This is a genomic window from Streptomyces sp. NPDC014801 (genome assembly GCF_043082085.1).
Classification (GTDB): Bacteria; Actinomycetota; Actinomycetes; order Streptomycetales; family Streptomycetaceae; genus Streptomyces.
The window spans coordinates 323,270-345,039 of sequence record NZ_JBIBXG010000003.1 but is presented as its reverse complement, the minus strand read 5'-3'; the positions used below and the strand labels follow the sequence as shown (position 1 = coordinate 345,039).

Annotated in this window: 20 protein-coding genes; 11 read left to right on the top strand and 9 right to left on the bottom strand. The window is 72.9% G+C overall.

Annotated features, from left to right (window positions below):
- Positions 1-127 precede the first annotated feature (127 nt).
- Positions 128-1,414: an MFS transporter gene (locus tag ACF1AL_RS08190; protein ID WP_391825599.1), complete on the top strand. Its 1,287-nt coding sequence runs from the start codon at positions 128-130 to the stop codon at positions 1,412-1,414.
- 22 nt (positions 1,415-1,436) lie between these two features.
- Here ACF1AL_RS08190 and ACF1AL_RS08185 read toward each other — a convergent pair whose 3' ends face one another.
- The 4 genes from ACF1AL_RS08185 to ACF1AL_RS08170 are packed head-to-tail and all read right to left on the bottom strand — an operon-like array spanning position 1,437 to position 5,454.
- Positions 1,437-2,252 (bottom strand): ABC transporter permease, encoded by an 816-nt coding sequence (locus ACF1AL_RS08185; RefSeq protein ID WP_391695636.1) that lies wholly within the window; start codon positions 2,250-2,252, stop codon positions 1,437-1,439.
- A gap of 16 nt (positions 2,253-2,268) precedes the next feature.
- Complete coding sequence (locus tag ACF1AL_RS08180) at positions 2,269-3,162, bottom strand: ABC transporter permease (RefSeq protein ID WP_391825598.1); 894 nt, start codon at positions 3,160-3,162, stop codon at positions 2,269-2,271.
- Positions 3,163-3,166: 4 nt separating this feature from the next.
- On the bottom strand, positions 3,167-4,357 hold the full coding sequence (locus ACF1AL_RS08175; protein WP_391825597.1) for an ABC transporter substrate-binding protein: 1,191 nt from the start codon (positions 4,355-4,357) through the stop codon (positions 3,167-3,169).
- A gap of 17 nt (positions 4,358-4,374) precedes the next feature.
- A complete protein-coding gene (locus tag ACF1AL_RS08170; RefSeq protein ID WP_391825596.1) occupies positions 4,375-5,454 on the bottom strand; it encodes an ABC transporter ATP-binding protein in 1,080 nt (359 codons plus the stop codon).
- A gap of 121 nt (positions 5,455-5,575) precedes the next feature.
- Between ACF1AL_RS08170 and ACF1AL_RS08165 the strand changes: the two genes are divergently transcribed.
- The gene (locus ACF1AL_RS08165) at positions 5,576-6,322 is read left to right on the top strand and encodes a FadR/GntR family transcriptional regulator (protein WP_391658219.1); all 747 of its coding nucleotides are present in this window, start codon (positions 5,576-5,578) and stop codon (positions 6,320-6,322) included.
- A 32-nt stretch (positions 6,323-6,354) separates the two neighbouring features.
- Positions 6,355-7,125, top strand: coding sequence for a cache domain-containing protein (locus ACF1AL_RS08160; RefSeq protein ID WP_391825595.1), 771 nt, complete (start codon positions 6,355-6,357; stop codon positions 7,123-7,125).
- Positions 7,126-7,266: 141 nt separating this feature from the next.
- Here ACF1AL_RS08160 and ACF1AL_RS08155 read toward each other — a convergent pair whose 3' ends face one another.
- Positions 7,267-7,935, bottom strand: coding sequence for a hypothetical protein (locus ACF1AL_RS08155; RefSeq protein ID WP_386416699.1), 669 nt, complete (start codon positions 7,933-7,935; stop codon positions 7,267-7,269).
- A gap of 238 nt (positions 7,936-8,173) precedes the next feature.
- On the opposite strand from ACF1AL_RS08155, the gene ACF1AL_RS08150 reads away from it, so the two are divergent.
- The 3 genes from ACF1AL_RS08150 to ACF1AL_RS08140 all read left to right on the top strand — a co-directional run bounded on the left by ACF1AL_RS08150 (position 8,174) and on the right by ACF1AL_RS08140 (position 9,830).
- On the top strand, positions 8,174-8,830 hold the full coding sequence (locus tag ACF1AL_RS08150) for a helix-turn-helix transcriptional regulator (RefSeq protein ID WP_366835050.1): 657 nt from the start codon (positions 8,174-8,176) through the stop codon (positions 8,828-8,830).
- A 32-nt stretch (positions 8,831-8,862) separates the two neighbouring features.
- Positions 8,863-9,393, top strand: coding sequence for a toxin-antitoxin system, toxin component (locus ACF1AL_RS08145; RefSeq protein WP_366835049.1), 531 nt, complete (start codon positions 8,863-8,865; stop codon positions 9,391-9,393).
- A 206-nt stretch (positions 9,394-9,599) separates the two neighbouring features.
- A complete protein-coding gene (locus tag ACF1AL_RS08140) occupies positions 9,600-9,830 on the top strand; it encodes a hypothetical protein (protein ID WP_391825594.1) in 231 nt (76 codons plus the stop codon).
- 19 nt (positions 9,831-9,849) lie between these two features.
- On the opposite strand, the gene ACF1AL_RS08135 is transcribed toward ACF1AL_RS08140, so the two are convergent.
- Together ACF1AL_RS08135 and ACF1AL_RS08130 are read right to left on the bottom strand one after the other, a co-directional pair.
- Positions 9,850-10,530: a 4'-phosphopantetheinyl transferase gene (locus tag ACF1AL_RS08135; protein WP_391825593.1), complete on the bottom strand. Its 681-nt coding sequence runs from the start codon at positions 10,528-10,530 to the stop codon at positions 9,850-9,852.
- Positions 10,527-11,387 carry a metallophosphoesterase family protein gene (locus tag ACF1AL_RS08130; protein WP_391825592.1) on the bottom strand — a complete coding sequence of 287 codons (861 nt, stop codon included), beginning with the start codon at positions 11,385-11,387 and terminating at the stop codon, positions 10,527-10,529. Before ACF1AL_RS08130 ends, ACF1AL_RS08135 begins: the two co-directional genes overlap by 4 nt.
- An 877-nt stretch (positions 11,388-12,264) precedes the next feature.
- On the opposite strand from ACF1AL_RS08130, the gene ACF1AL_RS08125 reads away from it, so the two are divergent.
- Positions 12,265-13,350, top strand: a complete 1,086-nt coding sequence (locus tag ACF1AL_RS08125; protein WP_391658216.1) for an ATP-grasp domain-containing protein — start codon at positions 12,265-12,267, stop codon at positions 13,348-13,350.
- A gap of 134 nt (positions 13,351-13,484) precedes the next feature.
- Positions 13,485-15,179 (top strand): carbohydrate binding domain-containing protein, encoded by a 1,695-nt coding sequence (locus ACF1AL_RS08120; protein WP_391825591.1) that lies wholly within the window; start codon positions 13,485-13,487, stop codon positions 15,177-15,179.
- A 284-nt stretch (positions 15,180-15,463) separates the two neighbouring features.
- Here ACF1AL_RS08120 and ACF1AL_RS08115 read toward each other — a convergent pair whose 3' ends face one another.
- Positions 15,464-16,801, bottom strand: a complete 1,338-nt coding sequence (locus tag ACF1AL_RS08115; RefSeq protein ID WP_391825590.1) for a 6-phospho-beta-glucosidase — start codon at positions 16,799-16,801, stop codon at positions 15,464-15,466.
- A gap of 642 nt (positions 16,802-17,443) precedes the next feature.
- Here ACF1AL_RS08115 and ACF1AL_RS08110 point away from each other — a divergent pair.
- From ACF1AL_RS08110 to ACF1AL_RS08100, 3 genes are all read left to right on the top strand, one after another.
- The gene (locus ACF1AL_RS08110; protein WP_391825589.1) at positions 17,444-18,829 is read left to right on the top strand and encodes a glycoside hydrolase family 16 protein; all 1,386 of its coding nucleotides are present in this window, start codon (positions 17,444-17,446) and stop codon (positions 18,827-18,829) included.
- A 166-nt stretch (positions 18,830-18,995) separates the two neighbouring features.
- Positions 18,996-19,961 (top strand): RimK family alpha-L-glutamate ligase, encoded by a 966-nt coding sequence (locus tag ACF1AL_RS08105; protein WP_391825588.1) that lies wholly within the window; start codon positions 18,996-18,998, stop codon positions 19,959-19,961.
- On the top strand, positions 19,958-20,752 hold the full coding sequence (locus ACF1AL_RS08100) for a RimK family alpha-L-glutamate ligase (protein ID WP_391825587.1): 795 nt from the start codon (positions 19,958-19,960) through the stop codon (positions 20,750-20,752). Before ACF1AL_RS08105 ends, ACF1AL_RS08100 begins: the two co-directional genes overlap by 4 nt.
- A 60-nt stretch (positions 20,753-20,812) precedes the next feature.
- On the opposite strand, the gene ACF1AL_RS08095 is transcribed toward ACF1AL_RS08100, so the two are convergent.
- On the bottom strand, positions 20,813-21,715 hold the full coding sequence (locus ACF1AL_RS08095; protein ID WP_386911554.1) for a helix-turn-helix domain-containing protein: 903 nt from the start codon (positions 21,713-21,715) through the stop codon (positions 20,813-20,815).
- Between the last annotated feature and the right edge of the window lie 55 nt (positions 21,716-21,770).

The following is a 21,770-nucleotide window of genomic DNA, read 5'->3' as shown; positions in this document are numbered from 1 at the left end:
AATGACGGAATGTGCGCGGAGCGAGTGTTCCAAGAGCATCAAACGTCAGGGAAGGGTCTGGTGGCACCCATGTGAACTCATCGCTACGGCAGGTGTGCGGAACCGGCCACCCGGGGAGGTCGCGATCATGACAGGGACGCAGACCACCGCTGAAATCAGGACAAAACGCCCCGTACGGCAGCTTCTTGCCGCATCGGTGGGCAATGCCGTCGAGTGGTACGACTGGTACGCCTACACGTTTCTGGCGACCTACATCGCGCGGGCGGTGTTCCCCAAGGGCACCGGCAACTCGCTGGTGCCGCTGCTGTCGACGTTCGCGGTGTTCGCCGTCGGCTTCTTCATGCGCCCCGTGGGCGGGCTGCTGATGGGCGCGATCGCCGACCGGCGCGGACGCCGGACCGCGCTGACGGCCACCATCCTGCTGATGGGCGGCAGCAGCCTGCTGGTCGGCCTCACCCCCACCTACGCCTCGGCGGGACTCGCGGCCCCGATGGTGCTGGTCGCGGCGCGCCTGCTGCAAGGGCTGTCCGTGGGCGGGGAGTTCGCCGCCTCGACCACCTTCCTGGTGGAGTCGGCCGGTCCGGGCCGCCGCGGACTGTTCTCCAGCTTCCAGTACGTCTCCACCACGGCCGGCCAGCTCGTCGCCTCCGGGATCGCCACCCTGCTCGTGGACACGCTCGCCGAGTCCTCGATGGACGGCTGGGGCTGGCGCGTGCCGTTCTGGATCGGCGGGCTGCTCGCCCTGGCCGGGTTCTGGATCCGGCGCGGCGCCGAGGAGACCCGCAGCACCGCGCAACAACGCGCCCCGCGCCCCGGCCTGTTCGAGGCGCTGCGCCGCCACCCGCGCGAGTCCCTGCTGATCGCCGGCATCACCGCGGGCGGCACGATCGCCTACTACACCTGGACGTCGTATCTGCCGACCTACGCCGAACTCAACGCGGGCGTCGCGAAGTCCGACGCGCTGCTCGCGGGCACGATCTCACTGGCGTTCTTCGCCCTGCTGCAGCCGGTCGGCGGCCTGCTCTCCGACCGGTTCGGCCGCCGCCCCCTGCTGCTGTTCTTCGGGCTGGGCTTCGCGCTGCTGTGCGTGCCGCTGCTGCACGCGCTGCGCGACTCCTTCGCCGTGCTGCTGCTGGTGCAGATGGCCGGCATGGTGCTGCTGACCGGCTTCACCTCCATCAGCGCCGCCGTGAACGCCGAGGTGTTCCCGCCCCGGGTGCGGGCGGCCGGCATCGGCTTCCCCTACTCCCTCACCGTCGCCCTGTTCGGCGGCACGGCCCCGTACGTCGGCACGCTGTTCAAGGAGTGGGGGCGGGCGGGCCTGTTCCCGTGGTACGTCGCCGCGCTGTGCCTGCTGTCCTCGCTGGTGTACCTGCGGCTGCCGGAGACCGCGCACCGCCCGCTGGAGCGGTGACGGCCTCCGGGCCGGCGGCCGGTCAGACCCGGCTGCCGGTCGCGGTGTCCGCGGACAGGCGCTGGGCGAGGTAGATCGGGATGACGGAGAGCAGCACCAGGACCGCCGCCACCACGTTCACCACGGGCGCCTGCTGCGGGCGGGTCATGTTCTCGAAGATCCACAGCGGCAGCGTCTGGATGCCGGGCCCGGCGGTGAACGTGGTCACCACGATCTCGTCGAAGGACAGCGCGAACGCCAGCAGCCCGCCCGCCAGCAGCGCGGTGCGCACCAGCGGGAAGGTGACGTCGGCGAAGGCCCGGAAGGTGTGCGCCCCGAGATCGGCCGCGGCCTCCTCGTACGACCCGGAAGTGCGCCGCAGGCGCGCCACCACGTTGTTGAAGACGACGACGATGCAGAAGGTGGCGTGCCCGACGACCACGGTGAACAGGCCGAGGCCGACGCCGAGCGGCTCCAGCACGGTGCCGAAGGCGGAGTTGAGCGCGATGCCGGTGACGATGCCGGGCAGCGCGATCGGCAGGACGACGACGAAGGAGAGCGCGTCGCGGCCGAAGAAGCGGTACCGGGCGACCGCGAACGCGATGAGCGTGCCCAGCACCAGGGCGATCGCGGTCGCCCCGAGGCCGGCCTTCACCGACACCCACAGGGCCGCGCGGGCCCCGGAGTTGTCCCAGGCGGCCGACCACCAGTGCAGGGTCAGGCCGGGCGGCGGCCAGCTCGCGCTGCGGTCGGGGTTGAGGGAGTTGACCAGGACCAGCAGCAGCGGCACGTAGATCACCGCGAAGCCGAGCCCGGCGGCGACGCGCAGCGCGATGCGGGCGGGACGGGACAGTTGCACGAGTCGGACACCTCCTCTACAGGCTGCTGAGCGCACCCGTGCGGCGCATGGCCAGCAGGTACAGCACGATGACGACGACCGGCACCGTGCCGAGGGCGGCCGCCATGGGCAGGTTGAGCTCGATGTTGGAGTACACGAGGTTGCCGATCAGCTGGGTCTTCCCGCCGACGATCTGCACGGTGATGTAGTCGCCGAGGCTGAGCGAGAAGGTGAACACCGACCCGGCGGCCACACCCGGCAGCACCAGGGGCAGCACCACCGTGCGGAACGTCCGCCAGGGCCGCGCCCCGAGGTCGGCGGCGGCGTCCAGCAGCCCACCGGGCAGCTGCTCCAGCGCGGTGTGGACGGGCAGGATCATGTACGGCAGCCACAGGTACGTCAGCGTCAGCACCGTGGCCGGCAGCCCGAACCCGGGTCCGGACAGGCCGAAGGGCCGCAGCATCCAGTCGGCGAGGCCGCCCTCGGACAGGATCAGCCGCCAGGCGTACACCTTGACCAGATAGCTCGCCCACAGCGGGGTGAGGATCGCGACCACCAGCAGCGGGCGCCACTTGGGGCGGGCCACGCGGGCGGTGTAGAAGGCGAGCGGGAAGGCGATCACCGCGCACAGGGCGGTGACGGCGAGGGCGACGCCGATGCTGCGGACGATCACCTCGCGGAAGACCGGGGTGGTCAGCAGCGTGCGGAAGTTGTCCGTGGACCAGACCTTGACGACCTGGGAGGTGAAGGAGTCCGTCGTCCAGAACGCGGAGACGAACAGCACGGTGAGCGAGCCGAGGTAGAGCACGGCCAGCCACAGCAGCGGGGCGGTCAGCAGCAGCGACAGACGCAGCCGGGGGCGCCGGTGCAGCGCCCCGGCGAGCCGCCGGACGGTAGCCGGTCCGGCGGCCTCGGAGGTGACGGCGGTCATGGCCTCAGCCCTTGATCTCGGTCCAGGCCTGGACCCACTTGGCGTACGGCACGCACTTCACGTCGGTGCGGCCGTCCAGGCACTGCTCGATGGGCGTGTTCCAGAAGGCGATGTTCTTCCAGTAGCTCTCGTCGGCGGCGTGGTAGAGGGTGCAGAAGTTCTTGTCGCTGGTCAGGGCGCAGGCCTTGGAGTTGGCCGGGGCCTCGCCGAAGTACTCGGCGACCTGCGCGTTGACCTTGGGCGAGACGATCCAGTCGAGCCACTTGTAGGCGCAGGTGGGGTGCTTGGCCTTGGCCGAGACCATCCAGGTGTCGGACCAGCCCGTCGAGCCCTCCTTGGGCACGAACGCCTTGACCTTGGCGCCCTCGCCGGCGGCGAGGCTGGCGATCACCTGCCAGGTGGTGCCGACGACGGAGTCGCCGCTCTTGAAGGCGGAGACCTCCTTGAGGTAGTCGCCCCAGTACTCGCCGATGTTCGCGTTCTGCTTCTTCAGCAGGTCCACGGCCGCGTCGAACTGCTTCCGGTCCAGGGCGTACGGGTTCTCGATCTTCAGCTCGGGCCTGGTGGCCTTCAGGTACAGGGCCGCGTCGGCGATGTAGATGGGCGAGTCGTACGCGGTGACATGGCCCTTGTACTTCGCGGCGTCGTCGAAGACGGCGGCCCAGGAGGTGGGGGCGGGGCTGACCTTCTGCGTGTTGTACATCAGCAGGTTGGCGCCGCGGCCGTGCGGGATGCCGTACATCTGCCCGTCGACGGAGTTCCAGGCGCCGTTCTTCAGGCCGCCGAAGACGTCCTTGTAGTTCGGGACGAGTCCGGTGTTGACGGGGGCGGCGTCGCCGGAGGCGATCAGGCGCAGCGAGGCGTCGCCGGAGGCGGAGACGGCGTCGTACTCGCCGGTCTTCATCAGCTTGACCATCTCGTCGGAGCTGGCGGCGACCTTGGAGTGGACCTGGCAGCCGGTCTGCTTCTCGAAGTCGGAGACCCAGTTCACCTTGGGGTCGTTGGAGCCGTCCTCGACGTAGCCGGCCCAGGCGATCAGGTTGACCTGGCCCTCGGGGGCGCCGAGCTTGGCGGGGGCCTTGAGGTCGGGCGGGTTGAGGCCGCCGCCCGCCTTGGTGTCGGAGGAGCCGCAGGCGGTGGCGGCGAGCAGCAGCGCGGCGGCGGCCGCGGCCTTCCATGCGGGGGTGAGGCGCACGAGGTACTCCTGGAAGGTCAGTGGGGGACGTGGACGGCGTGGCGGCGGTGCCACTGGAGGCGGACCCGGCTGCCGCGGTAGGCGGCGACGTCCTCGGAGGACGTCTCGAGGTTCTGCTGGAGCGCGGTGAGCCGGCCGCCGGTGTCGAGGTCGACGAGGAAGCGGGTGGCGTCGCCGAGGTAGACGACCTCGGCGACGGTGCCGGTGGTGGAGGAGTGCTCCGGCTCGTCGGCGCCGTCGGCCTCCTTCAGCACGCGGATCTTCTCGGGGCGGATGCTGTAGGTGCCGGGCTCTCCGACGATGCGGTGGGCGGACTCGCCGTGGAGCAGGTTGGAGGTGCCGACGAAGGAGGCCACGAACGGGGTGGCGGGGCGTTCGTAGATCTCGGCGGGGGTGCCGACCTGTTCGACGCGGCCCTGGTGGAAGACGGCGATGCGGTCGCTCATCGTCAGGGCCTCCTCCTGGTCGTGGGTGACGAAGACGAAGGTGATGCCGACCTCGCGCTGGATCGCCTTGAGCTCGATCTGCATCTGTTCGCGCAGGCGCAGGTCGAGCGCGCCGAGCGGTTCGTCGAGCAGCAGCACCCGGGGGCGGCCGACGAGGGCGCGGGCGAGGGCGACGCGCTGGCGCTGGCCGCCGGAGAGCTGGGCGGGGCGGCGCTTGCCGTAGCCGTCCAGCCGGACCTCGGCGAGGGCCTTGCGGGCGCGGACCAGGCGTTCGGGCTTCGGGACCTTGCGGATCTTCAGGGGGTAGGCGACGTTCTGCTCGACCGTCATGTGCGGGAAGAGGGCGTAGTCCTGGAAGACGGTGTGCACGTCGCGCTCGAAGGGCGCGAGGCGTGTGACCTCCCGCCCGGCGAGTTCGATCCGGCCCGCGGTGGGGGTCTCGAACCCGGCGATCATCCGCAGGACGGTGGTCTTGCCCGAGCCGGACGGGCCGAGCATCGAGAAGAACTCCCCGTCGCGGATCTCCAGGTCGACCCCGCCCACGGCGGTCGTGTCACCGAACGACTTGTGCAGGTCCTGCAGGCGGATGGCCGTTCCTGCGGCGAGCTCCCCGGGAGTCCCGCCGGCCTTCCCCTCAAGCTTCCCCTCCATGGGCGGGAACCTTTCTGACGCCTTCGAGCGTTGACCGATGGAACGAAAACATATGAAGTCATACTTCAAAGCTCAAGGCCCCCTTAGGGTAAAGCTTGAGTCAACGCACAAGGTGGTGGCCGTGAAGCAGCAGCAGACGACCGGCGGCGCCCGGGCAGCCGTCTTCGCCCCCGTCGACAGCCGGGCCCGGGTGGAGACGGTGGTCCGCCGGCTCGGCGACGCCATAGAGCTGGGCCTGCTCGCCGACGGGGAGCAACTGCCCGGCGAGAGCGAGCTGGCCGGGCAGCTCGGCGTGTCCACCGTGACCCTGCGGGAGGCGCTCATGGCCCTGCGCCAGCAGGGCCTGGTCACCACCCGGCGCGGCCGGGGCGGCGGCAGCTTCGTCTCCCTGCCCGACGTGCCCGCCGAGGAGCGCCTGCGCTCCCGGCTGCGCGGCTGGAGCACCGAGGAGCTGCGCGACCTCGGCGACCACTGGGCGGCGCTGTCGGGGGCGGCGGCCCGGCTGGCCGCCGAGCGCACCGAGCCGGGGGACCTGACCCCGCTGCGGCGCACGGTCGAGGAGTTCACCGCCGCCGAGGACGCGGCCGCCCGCGCCCGGATGTACGGCCGCTTCCACGTGGAGCTGGCCGCCGCCGCCCAGTCGGCCCGGCTCACCCGGGAGCAGGTCGTGCTGCAGACGGAGGTCGGGGCGCTGCTGTGCCTGGTCCTCGGTGAGGACGCCTGCGCATATCGTGAAGAAGTCGCGGACCGTCATCGCGCCGTGATCTCGGCGGTGCAAGATGGGGCCCACGACTCGGCCGGCGCACTGGCCGAGCGGTGCGTACGGGAGTCGACGGCACGGCTGATCGCCGTACGGCTCGCCCTGTAGGCCTGTCACGGCCCCGGCCGCTGGAGGGTGCCATGAGCTCGAGCCCCGGCCTCGTCGCCACGGCACCCGCCCGGGACGCCCGGCAGGTCGCACGGGAGGTGGGCGGCGCCCTGGAGGCGGTGTTCGCGGCCGTCGCCGCGACCGCGGACGACACCGCGGCCCTGCTGGGCGCCGTGACCGCCGCCGGCCGGCGGCCCGCCAGCGCCGACCTCGCCGCCCTGCGACCGGGCCTGCATCTGCGGCTGCGGCGGCAGGAGTTGGTCTCCGGCGTCGGCTTCGTCGCGGCCCCCGGGCTGCTGGCGGACGTACCGGCGTGGCTGGAGTGGTGGCAGTGCGGGCCCGAGGGGGACGTACGGCCGCTGCTGCCGGACCTGGATCCCGAGCAGTCGGCCTACTCGGACTACACGCACTGGGACTGGTTCGCGCTGCCCCGCGACACCGGGCGCCGCGCGGTGGCCGGTCCGTACGTCGACTACCTCTGCTCCGACGAGTACAGCCTCACCCTGTCCGCGCCGGTCCGCAGCGACGGCCGGTTCGTCGGGGTGGCCGCGGCGGACGTGTACCTGCGGCACTTCGAGGCGGCGGTCCTGCCGCTGCTGCGGGCGCTGCCGGTGCCGGCCCGGCTGGTCAACGCCCGCGGCCGGGTGGCCGCCTCGGCCGACCCCGCCCACCTCGCCGGATCCCTCACCAAGGGGACCGACTTCGCGGGGGCGCTGGAGCGCGGGCGGCCCGTGGACCTGCCGGGGATGCGGCTGCTGCCGTGCGGGGACGTGCCGTTGCTGCTGGTGCTGCCGCGGGCGTGACCTCGTACTGCCGCGGGCGTGACGAAGAGCGCGGTGCGCCGCGGCCCGGGCGGTCGGGTCGCGGCCCGGCTCGTGGGCGTCGCGGCCGCCCCTCCCCCGGTGGCCGGCGCCGTCGGCGACCTGAACGCCGGCGGTGTCCGGTCAGGAACCGGGGGTGGGGACCACCGTGAGGTGGGCCGCCGAGCGGACCCGGCGGCGGCCGCGTGGGGGTGGGGCCGTGCGGCGGGGCTCGCGCAGCACCAGGGTCAGCCGGGTGCAGCCCATCTCCCGCAGCAGCGGGGTGGTCTCGTCGATCAGCCGGCACTCGGTGGCGCCCCGGCGCGGATCGGGGTGCAGCAGGGGCCGTACCGCGCCGTCGTGGCGCAGGGCCTCCTCCCCCACCGCGCGCATCCAGTGCGGCAGCCCCTGCCGGAACGCGGCCTCCATGATCGGGTCCTGGGCGATGTCCTGGCGCACCGCCTGGAGCACCGGGTCGTGCGCGTGCCGCTCCAGGGCGCTGCGGAACTGCGCCAGCATCGGCAGGCACCAGCTGGTCTCGTGGTCGCCGAGGACGGAGCCGGCGTCGGGGTGGAAGAGCACGAACCGCAGGAAGTTGTCACCCGGCATCGCCGTCGGATGCGGGGCGACCGCCCGGAAAAGTGTCTGAAAGGCGTTGTTCGCCAGCACCACGTCCCAGCGGTGGTCCACCACCAGGGACGGCAGCGGGAGCGCCGCCATCAGCGTGGCGCAGTCCTGGAGGTAGGCCTGGGCCTCGGGAGAGTCGGGGACGGGCCGCGGCGCCGGCCGCTGCCCACCTGCCTGATATGCCATCGGGAGGTCACCCCTTATGACTCTGCGGCCTTCTCGCGGCGCCCCGATCCTGCTGCCCGGACACTTGCCGTGTCAACTATCGTGGCATTCCGCGCTCGTTGACGGCTGAAATTGGCCACAGTTGTGGCGAGACCTGGATGGAAGTTCGAACCAGCGGATAATCTCCGGGCAGTTCACGACTGCCGGTGCGGCGCGACACGCCTGTGAGAGGGCTGTGAGAGACGTGGGAGACCTGTCGGTGACGGATGGCTTCGAGGTTCCGGACGCCACTCCGTCCGCTGTGCTGTCCGCCGTCGTCACCCGGGTCACCGCGCTCGCCGACCGGCTCGGCGTGCCGCACTCCGAGGTGTTCGACACCGCGCGCCTGTCCGTGTCCTGCGGGGTCCCCGAGCCGGTCGTCAAGGCCCTGCTCAGCGGCTGCCCGGCGGGCGAACCGGACGTCCAGGCGCGCTTCCTGCAACGCCTGGACCTGCTGCGCCGCACCCGGCTCAAGCCCAACGGCCGCCGCTACACCCAGCAGGAGATCGCCGACGGCGCGGGCATGTCGCGGCAGCAGGCGGGCGCCCTCATCAACGGCGACCGGCGCCCCACGATGGAGCACTGCGACGCGCTGCAGCGCTTCTTCCGGGTGCACGCCGGCTTCCTGACCGCCGAGGACCCCGAGGCGCTCGCGGGCGCCCTGCAGCGCACCGAGCAGGAGCTGCTGCAGAAGCTCGCCGACCGGGAACGGGCGGCGGCCGCGGCCGCCGACGACCCGCTGGAGCGGCTGCTGCAGGACCACGGCGTGCGGGGCATCGCCTGGCGGGCCGCGCAACTGCCCACCGACCAGCATCGCGACAAGGTCGCCGAATGGCTGGACATGCTTCTGGAGAGCGTCAAGCGGCCCGAGTCGTGAGCCGGGGGAGGACCGTGGGCATCGCCAGGGACATGCGCCGTCTGTGCGGCGAACTGGTCACCGAACTCGACCTGCCGGCACCGGCGCCGCCCGTCGAGCTGTACACCGCGCTGTGCGACGCGATGGGGCGGCGCCGGGGACGGCCGGTGCGGCTGCGCACGTCGGCCTTCCCGCCCGGCACGGCCAGCGGGCTGTGGCTCGACATGGCCGACCAGGACCTGGTCGTGCTGGAGGAACGCACCACGCCCGACCACCAGTTGGTGATCCTCGGGCACGAGCTGTGGCACATGCAGGCCGGGCACAGCGGTCACCACGTCGACGGCGCCTCGGTCGGGGCCCGGCTGCTGGGCGACGGCGTCGACCTGCAGGCGACGGTCCGCTCGGTGGCCGCGCGCACCCGCTTCGACGAGGCCGAGGAACGGGAGGCCGAGACCTTCGGCCTGCTGCTGGCCAGCCGGTGCCGCACGTGGCTCGCGTGCACGGCCCGGCGGGCGCCGATCCAGCGGGACCGGCTGGCGGGCCGCATCGAGGCGTCGCTGGGCTATCCGGGGCCGCAGGGCTGAGCGGTACGGCGATATGGCCGGAGCGCGGGGTACGGGTGCCGCGCGGCGGGCGCCGTGGGATGGCTGTGCGCGGGGGCTCTGTGCGGTGGCTCCGTGCGGTGGGTCTTCGGCCGGTGGCCGTGCGCGTCGGCGGAGCGGGTACCGGCGATTGTCAGTGGGGGGCGGCAAGCTGGGGGCATCATGCCGACACGGGGAGGGGTGCCTTGATGCCGACCACCGTACTGACCGACCGCGAGCGCGTCGCCGTACAGGCCTATCTGCGGCTGCTGCACACCGTCCGGGCCGTCTGCGACGACGGGGCCGAACCGCCGGGCGAGCCCGGACCGCCCGCGGTGGTGCCCGCCGTGCTGGCGGAGGCCGAGCAGGCGCTGAGCGAGGCGGGGCTCGCGGGCAACGAGGAGGCGTTCTTCCGGCTGCTGCACAGCTGGTGCCGCTGACCGCGCAAGGGGGTGGCCGTCAGGCGTGCGGGACGGTGACGGCCGTGGCGAGCAGCCCGTGGCGGGCCGTCCAGCGGCCCTCGAAGTGCTGGACGACGCGGCCGCCCACCGAGGGCCCGGGGACGAGCAGTTCGGCGTGCAGGGTGCCGTGCGGACCGCCGTCCGGGTCCGGCCGCAGGTCGATGTCGGCCTCGGTGAAGTCCAGCCACAGCCCGGTCAGCGGGAACCACGCCTTGTAGACGGACTCCTTGGCGCTGAACAGCAGCCGGTCCCCGCACAGTCCGGGCCGCGCGGCGGCCAGTTCCGCCAGCCGCCGCCGCTCCGTGGGCAGGGCCACCGTGGGCAGGACCCCGTCCGGCAGCGGCGCGTGCGGCTCGGCGTCGATGCCGAGGGAGGCCAGATCGGCGGCGGCGACCAGTGCGGCGGCCGCGTAGCCGTCGCAGTGCGTCATGCTGCCGGTCAGGCCCGCGGGCCAGCGCGGCGCGCCGCGCTCCCCGGGCAGCAGGGGCTGCGGTTCCACGCCGAGCTTCTCCATCGCGCGCCGGGCGCACGCCCGTACGGCGGCGAACTCGCGGCGCCGCTTGGGCACCGCCTGCGCCACGACGGCCGCCTCCTGCGGGGACAGCAGGGACTCGTCGGCGCCGTCCAGGTCGTGGGTCTCGACGGCGACGACGCCGGTCGGCAGCAGCTCCTCGATCACGCCCCGGTCACCTCCGCCGGCAGGATGCGCCGCAGCCGCCCCGGCGGTGCGGACCGCTTGCGCCACTCGCGCGGGTAGCCCACCGAGACCTCCTCGAAGCGGACCCCGTCCTGGTGCGTGGTGCGCGGGATGTGCAGATGGCCGTAGACCATCGCGGCGACGTCGAAACGGCGGTGCCAGTCGGCGGTGAGCGTGGTGCCGCACCACATCGCGAACTCCGGGTACCACAGCACCTCGGTCGGATGGCGGTGCAGCGGGTAGTGGTTGACCAGCACCACGGGAAGGCCGTCGGGCAGCGCGGCCAGCCGGCGCTCGGTCTCGGTCACCCGCGCCCGGCACCATGCCTCGCGGCTCGGATAGGGGTCGGGGTGCAGCAGGTGCTCGTCGGTGCAGACGACGCCGGTGCCCCGCGCGTAGGCCAGACCCTCCTCCTTGGTGGTGCAGCCGGCCGGCAGGAAGGAGTAGTCGTACAGCAGGAAGAGCGGGGCGATCGCGACGGGGCCGCCCGGGCCCTCCCACACGGCGTAGTCGTCCTCGGGCGTGAGGACGCCGAGGTCGCGGCAGACGCTCACCAGGTGCTCGTAGCGGGCGACGCCGCGCAGCGTCACCGGGTCCTTCGGATGGGTCCACAGCTCGTGGTTGCCCGGCGCCCACACGACCTGGCGGAAGCGGCCCGCGAGAGTCTTCAGGGCCCAGCGGACGTCGGCCACGGACTCCGAGACGTCCCCGGCCACCAGCAGCCAGTCGTCGTCGGTGTGCGGGCGCATCTCCTCCACCAGGGCCCGGTTCTCGGGATAGCCGATGTGCAGGTCACTGATGCCGAGCAGCCGGCCGCCGCCCCGGTCCCTCGATCCCACGCCCTCCCCCTCCCAGTCCCCGACGCCCCCACCAGAACACATCCCCCCGCCCCGAACAAGACCATCCCCGGCCGAGGCCGGCGGCCCGGGCCGGCGGGGGCGGGGTCGCGGCGCGCGAGGCACGGGCTCGCGGTGCGCGAGGGGTCGGATCGCCGGCACGCAGAGCGCGGGGTCGGTGGCGCGCAGGCTGGGCTGAGCACGGTTGCAGGGGGCTATCAGGCCGGTGTCGCGTGGGCTGCCGCGCCGGCGGCTGCAGGCCTCGAACAGGCAGCCGCGGGGCCCGGACCGGTGGCACGCAGACCGTGGCGGGGTGCCACCACACGAGCCGGCAGGCGCCCCAGACCCCTGGCGGGCAGCGCAGCGGGGCGCCCCCTCGGGAGATCGCCGGGCCGGCGATGCACGGATCCCGAGCAGCGGCGCGGGCGGCGTACGGGCCGTGGCACGTGAACGGGTCGGCGCCTGGCGTGAGGAGACGGCCCGACCGACCCTGCGCGGGTCCCCGGACCGCCGGGCGCCGGGCGCCGGACCGGCGCCGGGTCGCTGGCCCGCGTGCTGGCCGGGGCCCGCCGTGTTGGCCGGGCCCCCGCGCGCCGTCCGGCCCCCTGCCCGGGCCGGTCGGGGGTCCGCCACAGCAGGTCGCCGGGGTGGCAGCGGGCGGGGCCACGGGGCGGTCCGGGTGGGGTGGTGGGGGCGTTGTTCGTGGGGGTGGGGAAGGCGTAACACACGCGTTGCACGCGGGGGTGCCGGGAAGCCGTATGATCCCCCCGACACCACCGCCGAAGCTCCCCTGATTGCAGGGCGGTTCGGTGTCCCTCCCTCTCTCCTGCCCGGGCACGGGCCGCTTCGCCCTGCCCGCCGACCGTGAAAGGCGGCCTGCATGGTCTCTCGCGTACGCGTCTGGCTCAACCGCACGTACGCGGAGAACGTGTTCTTCATGGATCAGCTGCGGCGAAATCCCGACGACCGGGCCGTGGAGATCCATGCCACGCACGGCGACCCCGACTCCCCGGTGCTGGCCGCCGCGGACACGGCCGAGCTGGAGCCGGAGGGCCTGTCGTCGTCGGCGTACGTCGAGTACGCGCTCGACCAGTGCCGGCGGCGCGGCATCGACGTGTTCGTGCCCCGGCTGCACCAGGCCGCGATCGCCGCGCACCGCGCGGAGTTCGCCGCGGCCGGCACGGCGCTGCTCGCACCGACGCCGGAGGCGATCGCCGTCTTCGAGGACAAGGTGGTCGCCTACGAGGCCGTACGGGCCATCGGGGTGCCGGTACCGCCCTGGTGGCGGGTCCGCAACGCGGACGAACTCCTCGCCGCCGTGCAGGAGTTGGAGGCCGCCGGGCACACGGCGTGCTTCAAACCGGCCTCCGGCGCGGGCGGGGTCGGCTTCCGCGTGATCACCCGGGCCCCCTTCTCCCTGGTCCAGCTCAGCGGCTTCCCCAGCCCCTACGTCAATCTCGATCTGGTCGTGGACGCGCTGCGGCGGGCCGAGGAGCCGGTGGACTGGCTGGTGATGCCGCGGCTGGAGCAGCCGGAGGTGTCGGTGGACTGCCTCACCGGCCCGGACAACCGGATCCGGCTGGCCGTCGGCCGCACCAAGAACGGCCGCCGCCGCGGCTTCACACTGCACGAGCGGTGGCTGGAGCCGGCCCGCCGCATCGCCGAGGGCTTCGGGCTGCACCACCTGTCCAACGTGCAGTTCCGCATGTTCGGCGACCACCCGGTGCTGATGGACGTCAACTCCCGCCCCGCCGGCGGTCTGCACCAGCTGTCGCTGTGCGGGGTGAACGTGCCGTGGGCGGCGGTGAAGCTGGCCCTGGGCGAGGACCCCGGGGTGATCGAACCGCCGTTCCTGGGCGCGGACTACACGGTGGTCGCGGGACCGCGCGCCCTGCGCTCGGTGACGTTGCCGGCGCAGCGGGCCGAGTCCGCCGTCGCCCGCGAGGGGATCGTCGTACCCCTTTAGGGACATAACCCTCACCGGTATGGACCAATCCCGTCGGATCCCTTGACGGACGGATTGGTCCATACCAAATTGGTGGCGCATCACACCGCACATCCGTGCACTCCCGAACACCCCCATTCCTTCAGGGAGATCGCGTGCGCACCACACCCCCCAGACGCCCCGTGCGTCGGCTCCTCGCTCTGCTCGGCTCCGGCGCCCTCGCCCTGGCCGGGGCCATCGCCCTGCCGGGGACCGCCGAGGCCGCCAACATCCTCGGCAACGCCGGCTTCGAGTCCGGCTCCCTCTCCCCCTGGTCCTGCACCGGCAACCTCGGCTCGGTCGTCTCCTCCCCCGTGCACGGCGGCACCAAGGCCCTCGCCGGCGCGGTGACGTCGAGCGACATCGCCCGGTGCAGCCAGACCGTCGCCGTCCAGCCCAACACCACGTACTCGCTCTCCGGTTGGGTGCGCGGCTCCTACGTCTACCTCGGCGTGGACGGCGGCGCCTCCACCTGGACGTCGTCGCCGTCGGCGTACAGCCAGCTGTCGGTGTCCTTCACCACCGGCGCCTCCCAGACCAGCGCCACCATCTACGTCCACGGCTGGTACGCCCAGGGCACCTACTACGCCGACGACATCAACCTCGACGGCCCGGGCGGCGGTGGCGGCGGCTCCGACACCCAGGCGCCGACCGCGCCGACGGGCCTGGCCTCCACCGGCAAGACGTCCTCGAGCGTGTCGCTGAAGTGGAACGCCTCCAGCGACAACGTCGGCGTCACCGGCTACGACGTCTACAGCGGCGCGAGCAAGGTGGCGAGCGCCTCCGGCACCAGCGCCACGGTCAGCGGCCTGTCGGCGAGCACGAGTTACACCTTCACCGTGAAGGCACGGGACGCGGCCGGGAACGTCTCCGGCGCCTCCAACGCGGTCACCGTCACCACCGACGCGGGCAGCGGCGGCGGAGGCGGCGGCTTCAAGCAGGCCGCGCCCTACCTGTACGAGGGCTGGGGCGACCCGCCGAGCCCGACGACGGTGATGAGCGCGACCGGCATCAAGTGGTTCACGATGGCCTTCGTGCTGGACTCCGGCGGCTGCACCCCGGCCTGGGACGGACAGCGGGCGCTGACCGGCGGGGTCGACCAGTCCGCCATCAACGCCATCCGCGCGGCCGGCGGCGACATCGTCCCCTCCTTCGGCGGCTGGCAGGGCAGCAAGCTCGGCGCCAACTGCTCCTCCGCGAGCGCGCTGGCCGGGGCCATCCAGAAGGTGATCGACGCCTACGGCCTGAAGGCGATCGACATGGACATCGAGAACACCGACGAGTTCGAGAACGAGGCCGTCCAGGCGAAGATCCTCACCGCGCTGAAGACGGTCAAGGCGAACAACCCCGGCCTGAAGACCATCGTGACCTTCGGGACGTCCACCACCGGACCCACGTACTACGGCAACCGGCTCATCGAGCAGGCCAAGTCGCTGGGCGCCGACATCGACGTCTTCACCATCATGCCGTTCGACTTCGGCGGCGGCTCGGACATGTACGGCAACACCGTGAACGCGGCCGAGGGGCTGAAGGCCAAGCTGAAGTCCACCTTCGGCTGGGACGACGCCACCGCCTACGCGCACATCGGCATCTCCGGCATGAACGGGCTCTCCGACCAGCAGGAGAACACCACCCCGCAGATCTGGACCCAGATCCGCGACTGGGCCAACTCCCACCACATCGCCCGGCTCGCCTTCTGGTCCGTCAACCGTGACCGGCCCTGCCCGGGCGGCGGCGTCGCGGAGAACTGCTCCGGCACCAGCCAGACGAACTGGCAGTTCACGTCCATCACCGCCGGGTTCACGGGCTGACACCCGGCCCCTACCTCCCTCCCTTCCCCGCGTTCCCCCCGGCTTCCGGCGCCGGGGGGAACTTTTTCCGGCAGGGGTGTATCAGACGGCGGCCCCGGTGCTCCTGCTATCGAGGGAACGGGGGAAGCACGACGGGATCCCGGACGGGGGAAGCACGGGGGAAGTACGGACCCGGGGTCCTGCGGGGGAAAGCACGGGGGAAGTACGGGGGACGGGGGAAGCACGGGGGACCGTGCCGGCCGGCCGCTTCACGGGGGAGCGGCCGGCCGGACCGGGACACCCCGCTACCTCAGATACGCCAGCCCCGGGTGCACCGCCCGGTACCCGTCCACCAGACGCCGGGCCACCGTCACCGAGTCCACCAGCGGGTGCAGCGCGAACGCCTTCACCGCCGTCGCGTACGAGCCCGACTCCGCCGCGGCGAGCACCTCCCGCTCGACCGCCTTCACCGCGCAGACCAGCCCGGTGGCGTGACCGGGCAGCGGATCGACCGCGACCGGGTGGGCGCCGTTCGCGTCGACCAGGCACGGCACCTCGATGACGGCCTCGGCGTCCAGCACCGACAGCGTGGAGCGGTTGCGCACATTGAGGATCAGCGTGGTGCGCTCGTCCCGCGCGATGGCCCGCATCAGCGCCAGCGCCACCTTCTCGTAGCCGCCGGACAGGTCGTCCGCCTCGCGCTCGCCCGCGCCGGCGGCCTCCCGGTTCTCGGCCATGTACGTCGCCTCGCGCTCGGCCCGGGTGCGGTTCCAGGCGGCCAGGGCGGGCGTGGCCGCGTCGCGCGCCTCGTCGTAGAAGCGGGCCTGCTGCTGGCGCAGGAACGCGCCGCGGGTCAGCTCCGCCTCCCGGTAGGCGCGGACCGTCTCGCGGTTGAAGTAGTAGTAGTGCAGATACTCGTTCGGGATCGCGCCCAGCGACCACAGCCACTCGGCGCCGAACAGCCTGCCCTCCTCGAACGACCCGAGCAGGCCTGGGTCGGCGAGCAGGCGCGGCAGTTCGTCGCGGCCTTCGACGCGCAGGCCGCGGACCCAGCCGAGGTGGTTGAGGCCGACGTAGTCGATCCACGCCCGGCCCGGATCGGCGCCCAGCACCCGGGCGATACGGCGGCCGAGGCCGACCGGTGAGTCGCAGATGCCGATGACCCGGTCGCCGAGGTGGCGGGACATGGCCTCGGTGACCAGTCCGGCGGGGTTGGTGAAGTTGATGACCCAGGCGTCGGGGGCCAGCCGGGCGACGCGGGCCGCGATGTCGACGGCGACCGGGACCGTGCGCAGGCCGTAGGCGATGCCGCCCGCGCCGACCGTCTCCTGGCCGAGGACTCCCTCGGCGAGCGCGACCCGTTCGTCGTCGGCGCGGCCCTGGAGGCCGCCGACGCGGATCGCGGAGAAGACGAAGTCGGCGCCGCGCAGGGCGTCGTCGAGGTCGGTGGTCGTCGTGACGCGGGGTGCGTCGGCCACGCCGGTCGCCTGCTCGGCCAGGACGCGGGAGATCGCGGACAGCCGGTCGGGGTCGACGTCGTGCAGGACGACGTCCGTCACGCGGCCCTCCGCGCGGTCCGTCAGCAGCGCGCCGTACACCAGGGGGACGCGGAATCCGCCGCCGCCGAGAATTGTGAGCCTCATGGCGCTCCTGCCTCTTGCGTCACGGGGTGCCAGCCTAACGCTCCGCGGGTGAGCTGGGGTGCGGCGGCTTTGCGGGTGGGTGCGGTTTCGGTGCCGGGTGCGGGGCTCGTCGTGAGTTGTCGCGGGGTGCCTGCGGTGTGCCTGCGGCGGCTGTGCGGGTGGGTGCGGGTGCCTGCGGCGGCTGTGCGGGTGGGTGCGGTTTCGTTGCCGGGTGCGGGGCTCGTCGTGGCTGGTCGCGCAGTTCCCCGCGCCCCTGGGTGCCTGCGGCGGCCCGTTCCTGTCCGGTGGGGGCTGATGTAGCGCGTCCTGCGGGTGGGTGGGTCGGGGCCGCGGCGGGGGGGGTGTCCGTCCTCGGTACGGCCTTACCTCTTTCCAAGAGGGCACCCGAAGGCAATGCCGTCCGCTGCGGGCGGACACCCCCCGCCGCGTCCCCTTCCCGCCGTCGGCGGCTACCGCGCCATCGTGGCTCGCGGGGTCGGGGTTCGCCGCGTTCTTCACCCCCTTCGCGGCATTCATGAGGTGAACTCCCCTGGTCTTGAAGGACTTTCGCGTGTTCAACCTCTTGACGGGGTTCGCGGGTGGGAGCACATTCTGAGAGCGCTCTCAAGCGCTCCCCCCATACCCGCTCGTGAGAGGCATTCCATGTCCACATCCCCTGCCAGACGCCCGCTGCGGCGGGCTCTGGTCGCTGTTCTCGGCACCCTGGGGCTGGCCGCCGCCGCGGCCGGTGTCCTCGCTCCGTCCGCCGGTGCCGCCGCGCCCACGCCGCCGTCCGGCTGGACGCGGGTCTTCCTCGACGACTTCGACGGTCCGGCCGGCTCCGGTGTCAACACCTCCAACTGGCAGTACGACACCGGGACGTCGTACCCCGGCGGCCCCGCCAACTGGGGTACCGGTGAGGTCGAGACGATGACCAGCAGCACCGGCAACGTCTCGCTCGACGGCAGCGGCAATCTGCGCATCACCCCGCTCAGGGACTCCTCCGGGCGCTGGACGTCGGGCCGGATCGAGACCAAGCGGACCGACTTCCAGCCGCCGGCCGGCGGGAAGCTGCGGGTCGAGGGCCGCATCCAGATGCCGAACGTCACCGGGACCGCCGCCGAGGGCTACTGGCCGGCGTTCTGGGCGCTGGGCGCGCCGTACCGGGGCAACTACCAGAACTGGCCCGGCGTCGGCGAGCTGGACATCATGGAGAACGTGCAGGGCCTGAACACGGTGTGGGCCACGATGCACTGCGGCACCAGCCCCGGCGGCCCCTGCAACGAGACCACCGGCATCGGCAACTCCACCGCCTGTCCCGGCAGCACCTGCCAGTCCGGCTTCCACACCTACGCGATGGAGTGGGACCGCTCGGTCAGCCCTGAGGCCATCCGCTTCTCGGTCGACGGCGTCGTCTACCACACCGTCACCGCGAACCAGATGGACGCGACCACCTGGGCCAACGCCACCAACCACGGATTCTTCGTCATCCTCAACGTGGCCATGGGCGGCGGCTTCCCGGACGCCTTCGGCGGAGGCCTCGACGGCGACACCCAGCCCGGGCATCCGATGGTCGTGGACTACGTCCAGGTGCTGACGGCCGGTGGGAGCGGTACCACTCCCCCGCCCACCGGCAACCGCGACGCCTACAGCCCCATCCAAGCCGAGTCCTACGACGGTCAGTCGGGCACCATCACCGAGGCGACCTCCGACAGCGGCGGCGGGCAGAACATCGGTGCCGTGGCGAACGGTGACTGGGCCCTGTACAAGGGCGTCGACTTCGGGTCCACGGCCGCCCGGCAGTTCTACGCGCGGGTCGCGAGCGGCGCGGCGGCCGGGGTGAGCGGGCTGGTCGAGGTGCGTCTCGACAGCCGGAGCAACGCCCCGATCGGCAGCTTCGCCCTGGCCAACACCGGTGGCTGGCAGTCCTGGCGGACCGTCCCGGCGAACATCAGCGCCGTCACGGGCGTCCACGACGTCTATCTGACGTTCTCCAGCGGCCAGCCCGCGGACTTCGTCAACGTGAACTGGTTCGACTTCGGGCACTGAACGGCCCGTACGGCGCCGGGGAGGCGGCATGTACCGGCTCCCCGCGCCACGCACCCCGCTTTGCCCCCCGATGCCCGCCGAGACGGACATGGCATCCTGTGTCGGCACAGGACGTCACAGGATGCCCGACGACGAGGGCGGGCGTCCGGGGGGTCGGGGTAGATCGATGAAACTCTGCTTTCTGGTGGAGGAGCAGTACCGCCACGACGGCATGCCGGTCGAGGTGATCCGCCAACTGACGTCCTGGGGACACCAGGTGGACGTGGTGCGGCCGGGCGGCTCGCTGCTGCACATGACGGAGGCGCTGCACGGCGCGGGGCACGACGCCTGGATCCTCAAGACGGTCTCCGGCGGGCCGGGACTGACCCTGCTGGAGGCCGCCGCCGCGGCCGGGACGACCACGATCAACGACGCCCGCTCGATCCGCGGCGTCCGGGACAAGGCGCTGGCCGCGTCGATCGGCCGCGGCAGCGGGCTGCCGCTGCCGCCCACCTACGCGGCCGCCCGGCCCGAGATGCTGGCGCAGATACCGGAGTCGGAGTACCCGATCGTGGTGAAGCCCGCCGACGGCAGTTCCGGGCGAGCGGTGCACCTGGTGACGTCACCCGGCCACCTCACGGCGATGACCGGTGAACTGGCGGCTCAGGGCATGCTCATCGCCCAGCCGTACATCCCCAACTCGGGGGTCGACATCAAGGTGTACTGCGTGGGCGGCGAGTTGTACGCGACCGAGCGCCGCTCCCCGCTGCACCCCGAGCACGCGGTGCCCGAGCGCCGGGTGCCGCTGACGGCCGAGGTGGCCGCCATCGCCGCCCGCGCCGGGGCGGTCTACGGCCTCGACCTGTACGGCGTGGACGTGGTGCTGGGGCCGGACGGCCCCGTGGTCGTCGACGTGAACGATTTCCCGAGCTTCCGCCAGGTCCCCGACGCGGCCGCACGGGTGGCGCGGGCGGTGCTCGCGCTGGCGGCCGCCGGGAGCCGGGCCGACGCGCCCGAGGGGACCGTCCCGCGGATGCCCGAGCAGCGGGCTCAGGGCACCGTGCCGCCGGCCGGACCGCCCGTGTTCCCGGCCGCGCCAGGGCCGCGTTCCGGGCCGGCGCAGGTTCCGCTGGCGGTGGGCAAGACCGGATGAGGATCGGCCTGATCACCTCCGCTCCCGGGCATCCCCTGCTGGCCGCCGCCACCGCGCTGCTCGCCGACGGGCACACGGTGCGGGTTCTGGATCCGGAGACGGCGGGAGTGCCCGGACGGTCCGAGCCCCTGGCCGACGTGTATCTGCTCAAGGCGCGTACGCCGCGGGCGATTTCGCTCGCCCGCGCGCTGGAGGGACGCGGGGCTCGGGTGTTGAACTCGGCTGCCGCGACCGCGTTGTGCCAGGACCGCGTGGCGATGGCGGAGCACGCCCGGCGGGCCGGCCTGCCGTTCGCGCCCACCCGGTTCCATGCCACGCTCGCCCGGCTCGCCGACGGGCCGGGGCTTCGCGGGCCGCTGGTGGTCAAGAGCCGGCACAGCCGCAAGCACGATCTGGTGGCCCGGGTGGACAGTGAGGGGCGACTGGCCGAACTGGCCGCCGCGCACCCCCGGGAGGCCGTGGTGGTGCAGGACTTCGTCCCCAACAGCGGCTGGGACCACAAACTGTGGGCGATCGGGGACCGCGTCTTCGCGGCACTGCGCCGCTCCGAGCTGTCCCCCGAGGGGCGCGGCCCGACCGTGCCGCTCGGCCTCGGAAGCCTGCCGCCCGGCTGGGCCGCCCTGGTGCACCGGGTCGGCGAGGTCTTCGGCCTGGACGTCTACGGGGTGGACGTCCTCGACACGGGTGGCGGCGTCCCGCTGATCGTGGACATCAACGCCTTCCCGGGCGTTCGCGACCAGCCCGGCGCCCCGCAGGCCCTGGCGGCTCTCGCCCTGGCGGCCGGCGTCTGACGGCCGACGCCTGACCGGCGGTGCCCTACGGGCGATCGCCTCGCGCCCGCACGGCGGCCTTTACCGCAGGTCCGCCCGGAAGGCCGCCGGGGTCTGGTCGGTGTGCTGGTGGAAGAACTTGGAGAAGTTCGCCGCGTCCGGGAAGCCGACCGCCACGCCGACCCGGCCGATGGGCAGGTCGGTGTGGGCCAGGAGGCGTTTGGCCTCCAGGACGACCCGTTTGTCGATGAATCCCTTGGGGGTCTCGCCGGTGGCGGCGCGCACGGCGCGGACCAGGGTGCGGCGGGAGTAACCGAGGGCGTCGGCGTAGGCGCTGACGCTGTGGTTGGTGGCGAAGCCCTGCTCGACGGCGTCCCGGAAGCGGGTGAAGGTGGTGTCGGCCTGGTGCCGTGCGGCCTCGGGCGCGCTGGCGGCCAGGTGCGCGAGGCGCAGCAGGAACGCGGTCAGGCTGTGCCGCAGGACCGCCGTGTGCAGGCCGGCCGGGAGGGTGTCGGTGTCCTCGTACTCGCGTTGCAGCTGGTCGAGGGAGGCGCGCAGTCCGGCGAGTTGGGCGGGGCCGGGATGGAGCAGCGGCGGCAGGTCGTAGCGGTACAGGCCGGTGGCCTCGACGGTGGCGCGGGGCAGGAAGCCGGGTTGCATGGTCAGGACGGTTCCGCGGTACCCGCTCCCCTTCGAGAAGCGGTGGACCTGGCCGGGGCGGATCCACAGCACGTCACCGGCGTTCGCCTCGTACTCGGCGAAGTCGACCATGTGGCGCACGGGACCGTCGGTGAAGAACAGGACGACGTGGAAGTCGATGCGGTGGACGCGTTCGAGCGGTGCTTCGGCGTGCCAGGTGCGGCCGGCGCCCATGGGGCCGACCTGCATGCCCACACCGCCGACGCTGAGATCGACCGGGAAGGGGAACGTTCTGATCGCGTCAGCACCCTCGTCGTCGCCGTCTTGCCTGGTTGTGTCCGCCATGTCCTTCTCGTGCCGTCCCGGTCGTGCGCTCGGTGTCCCACTTTCACCACAGGCT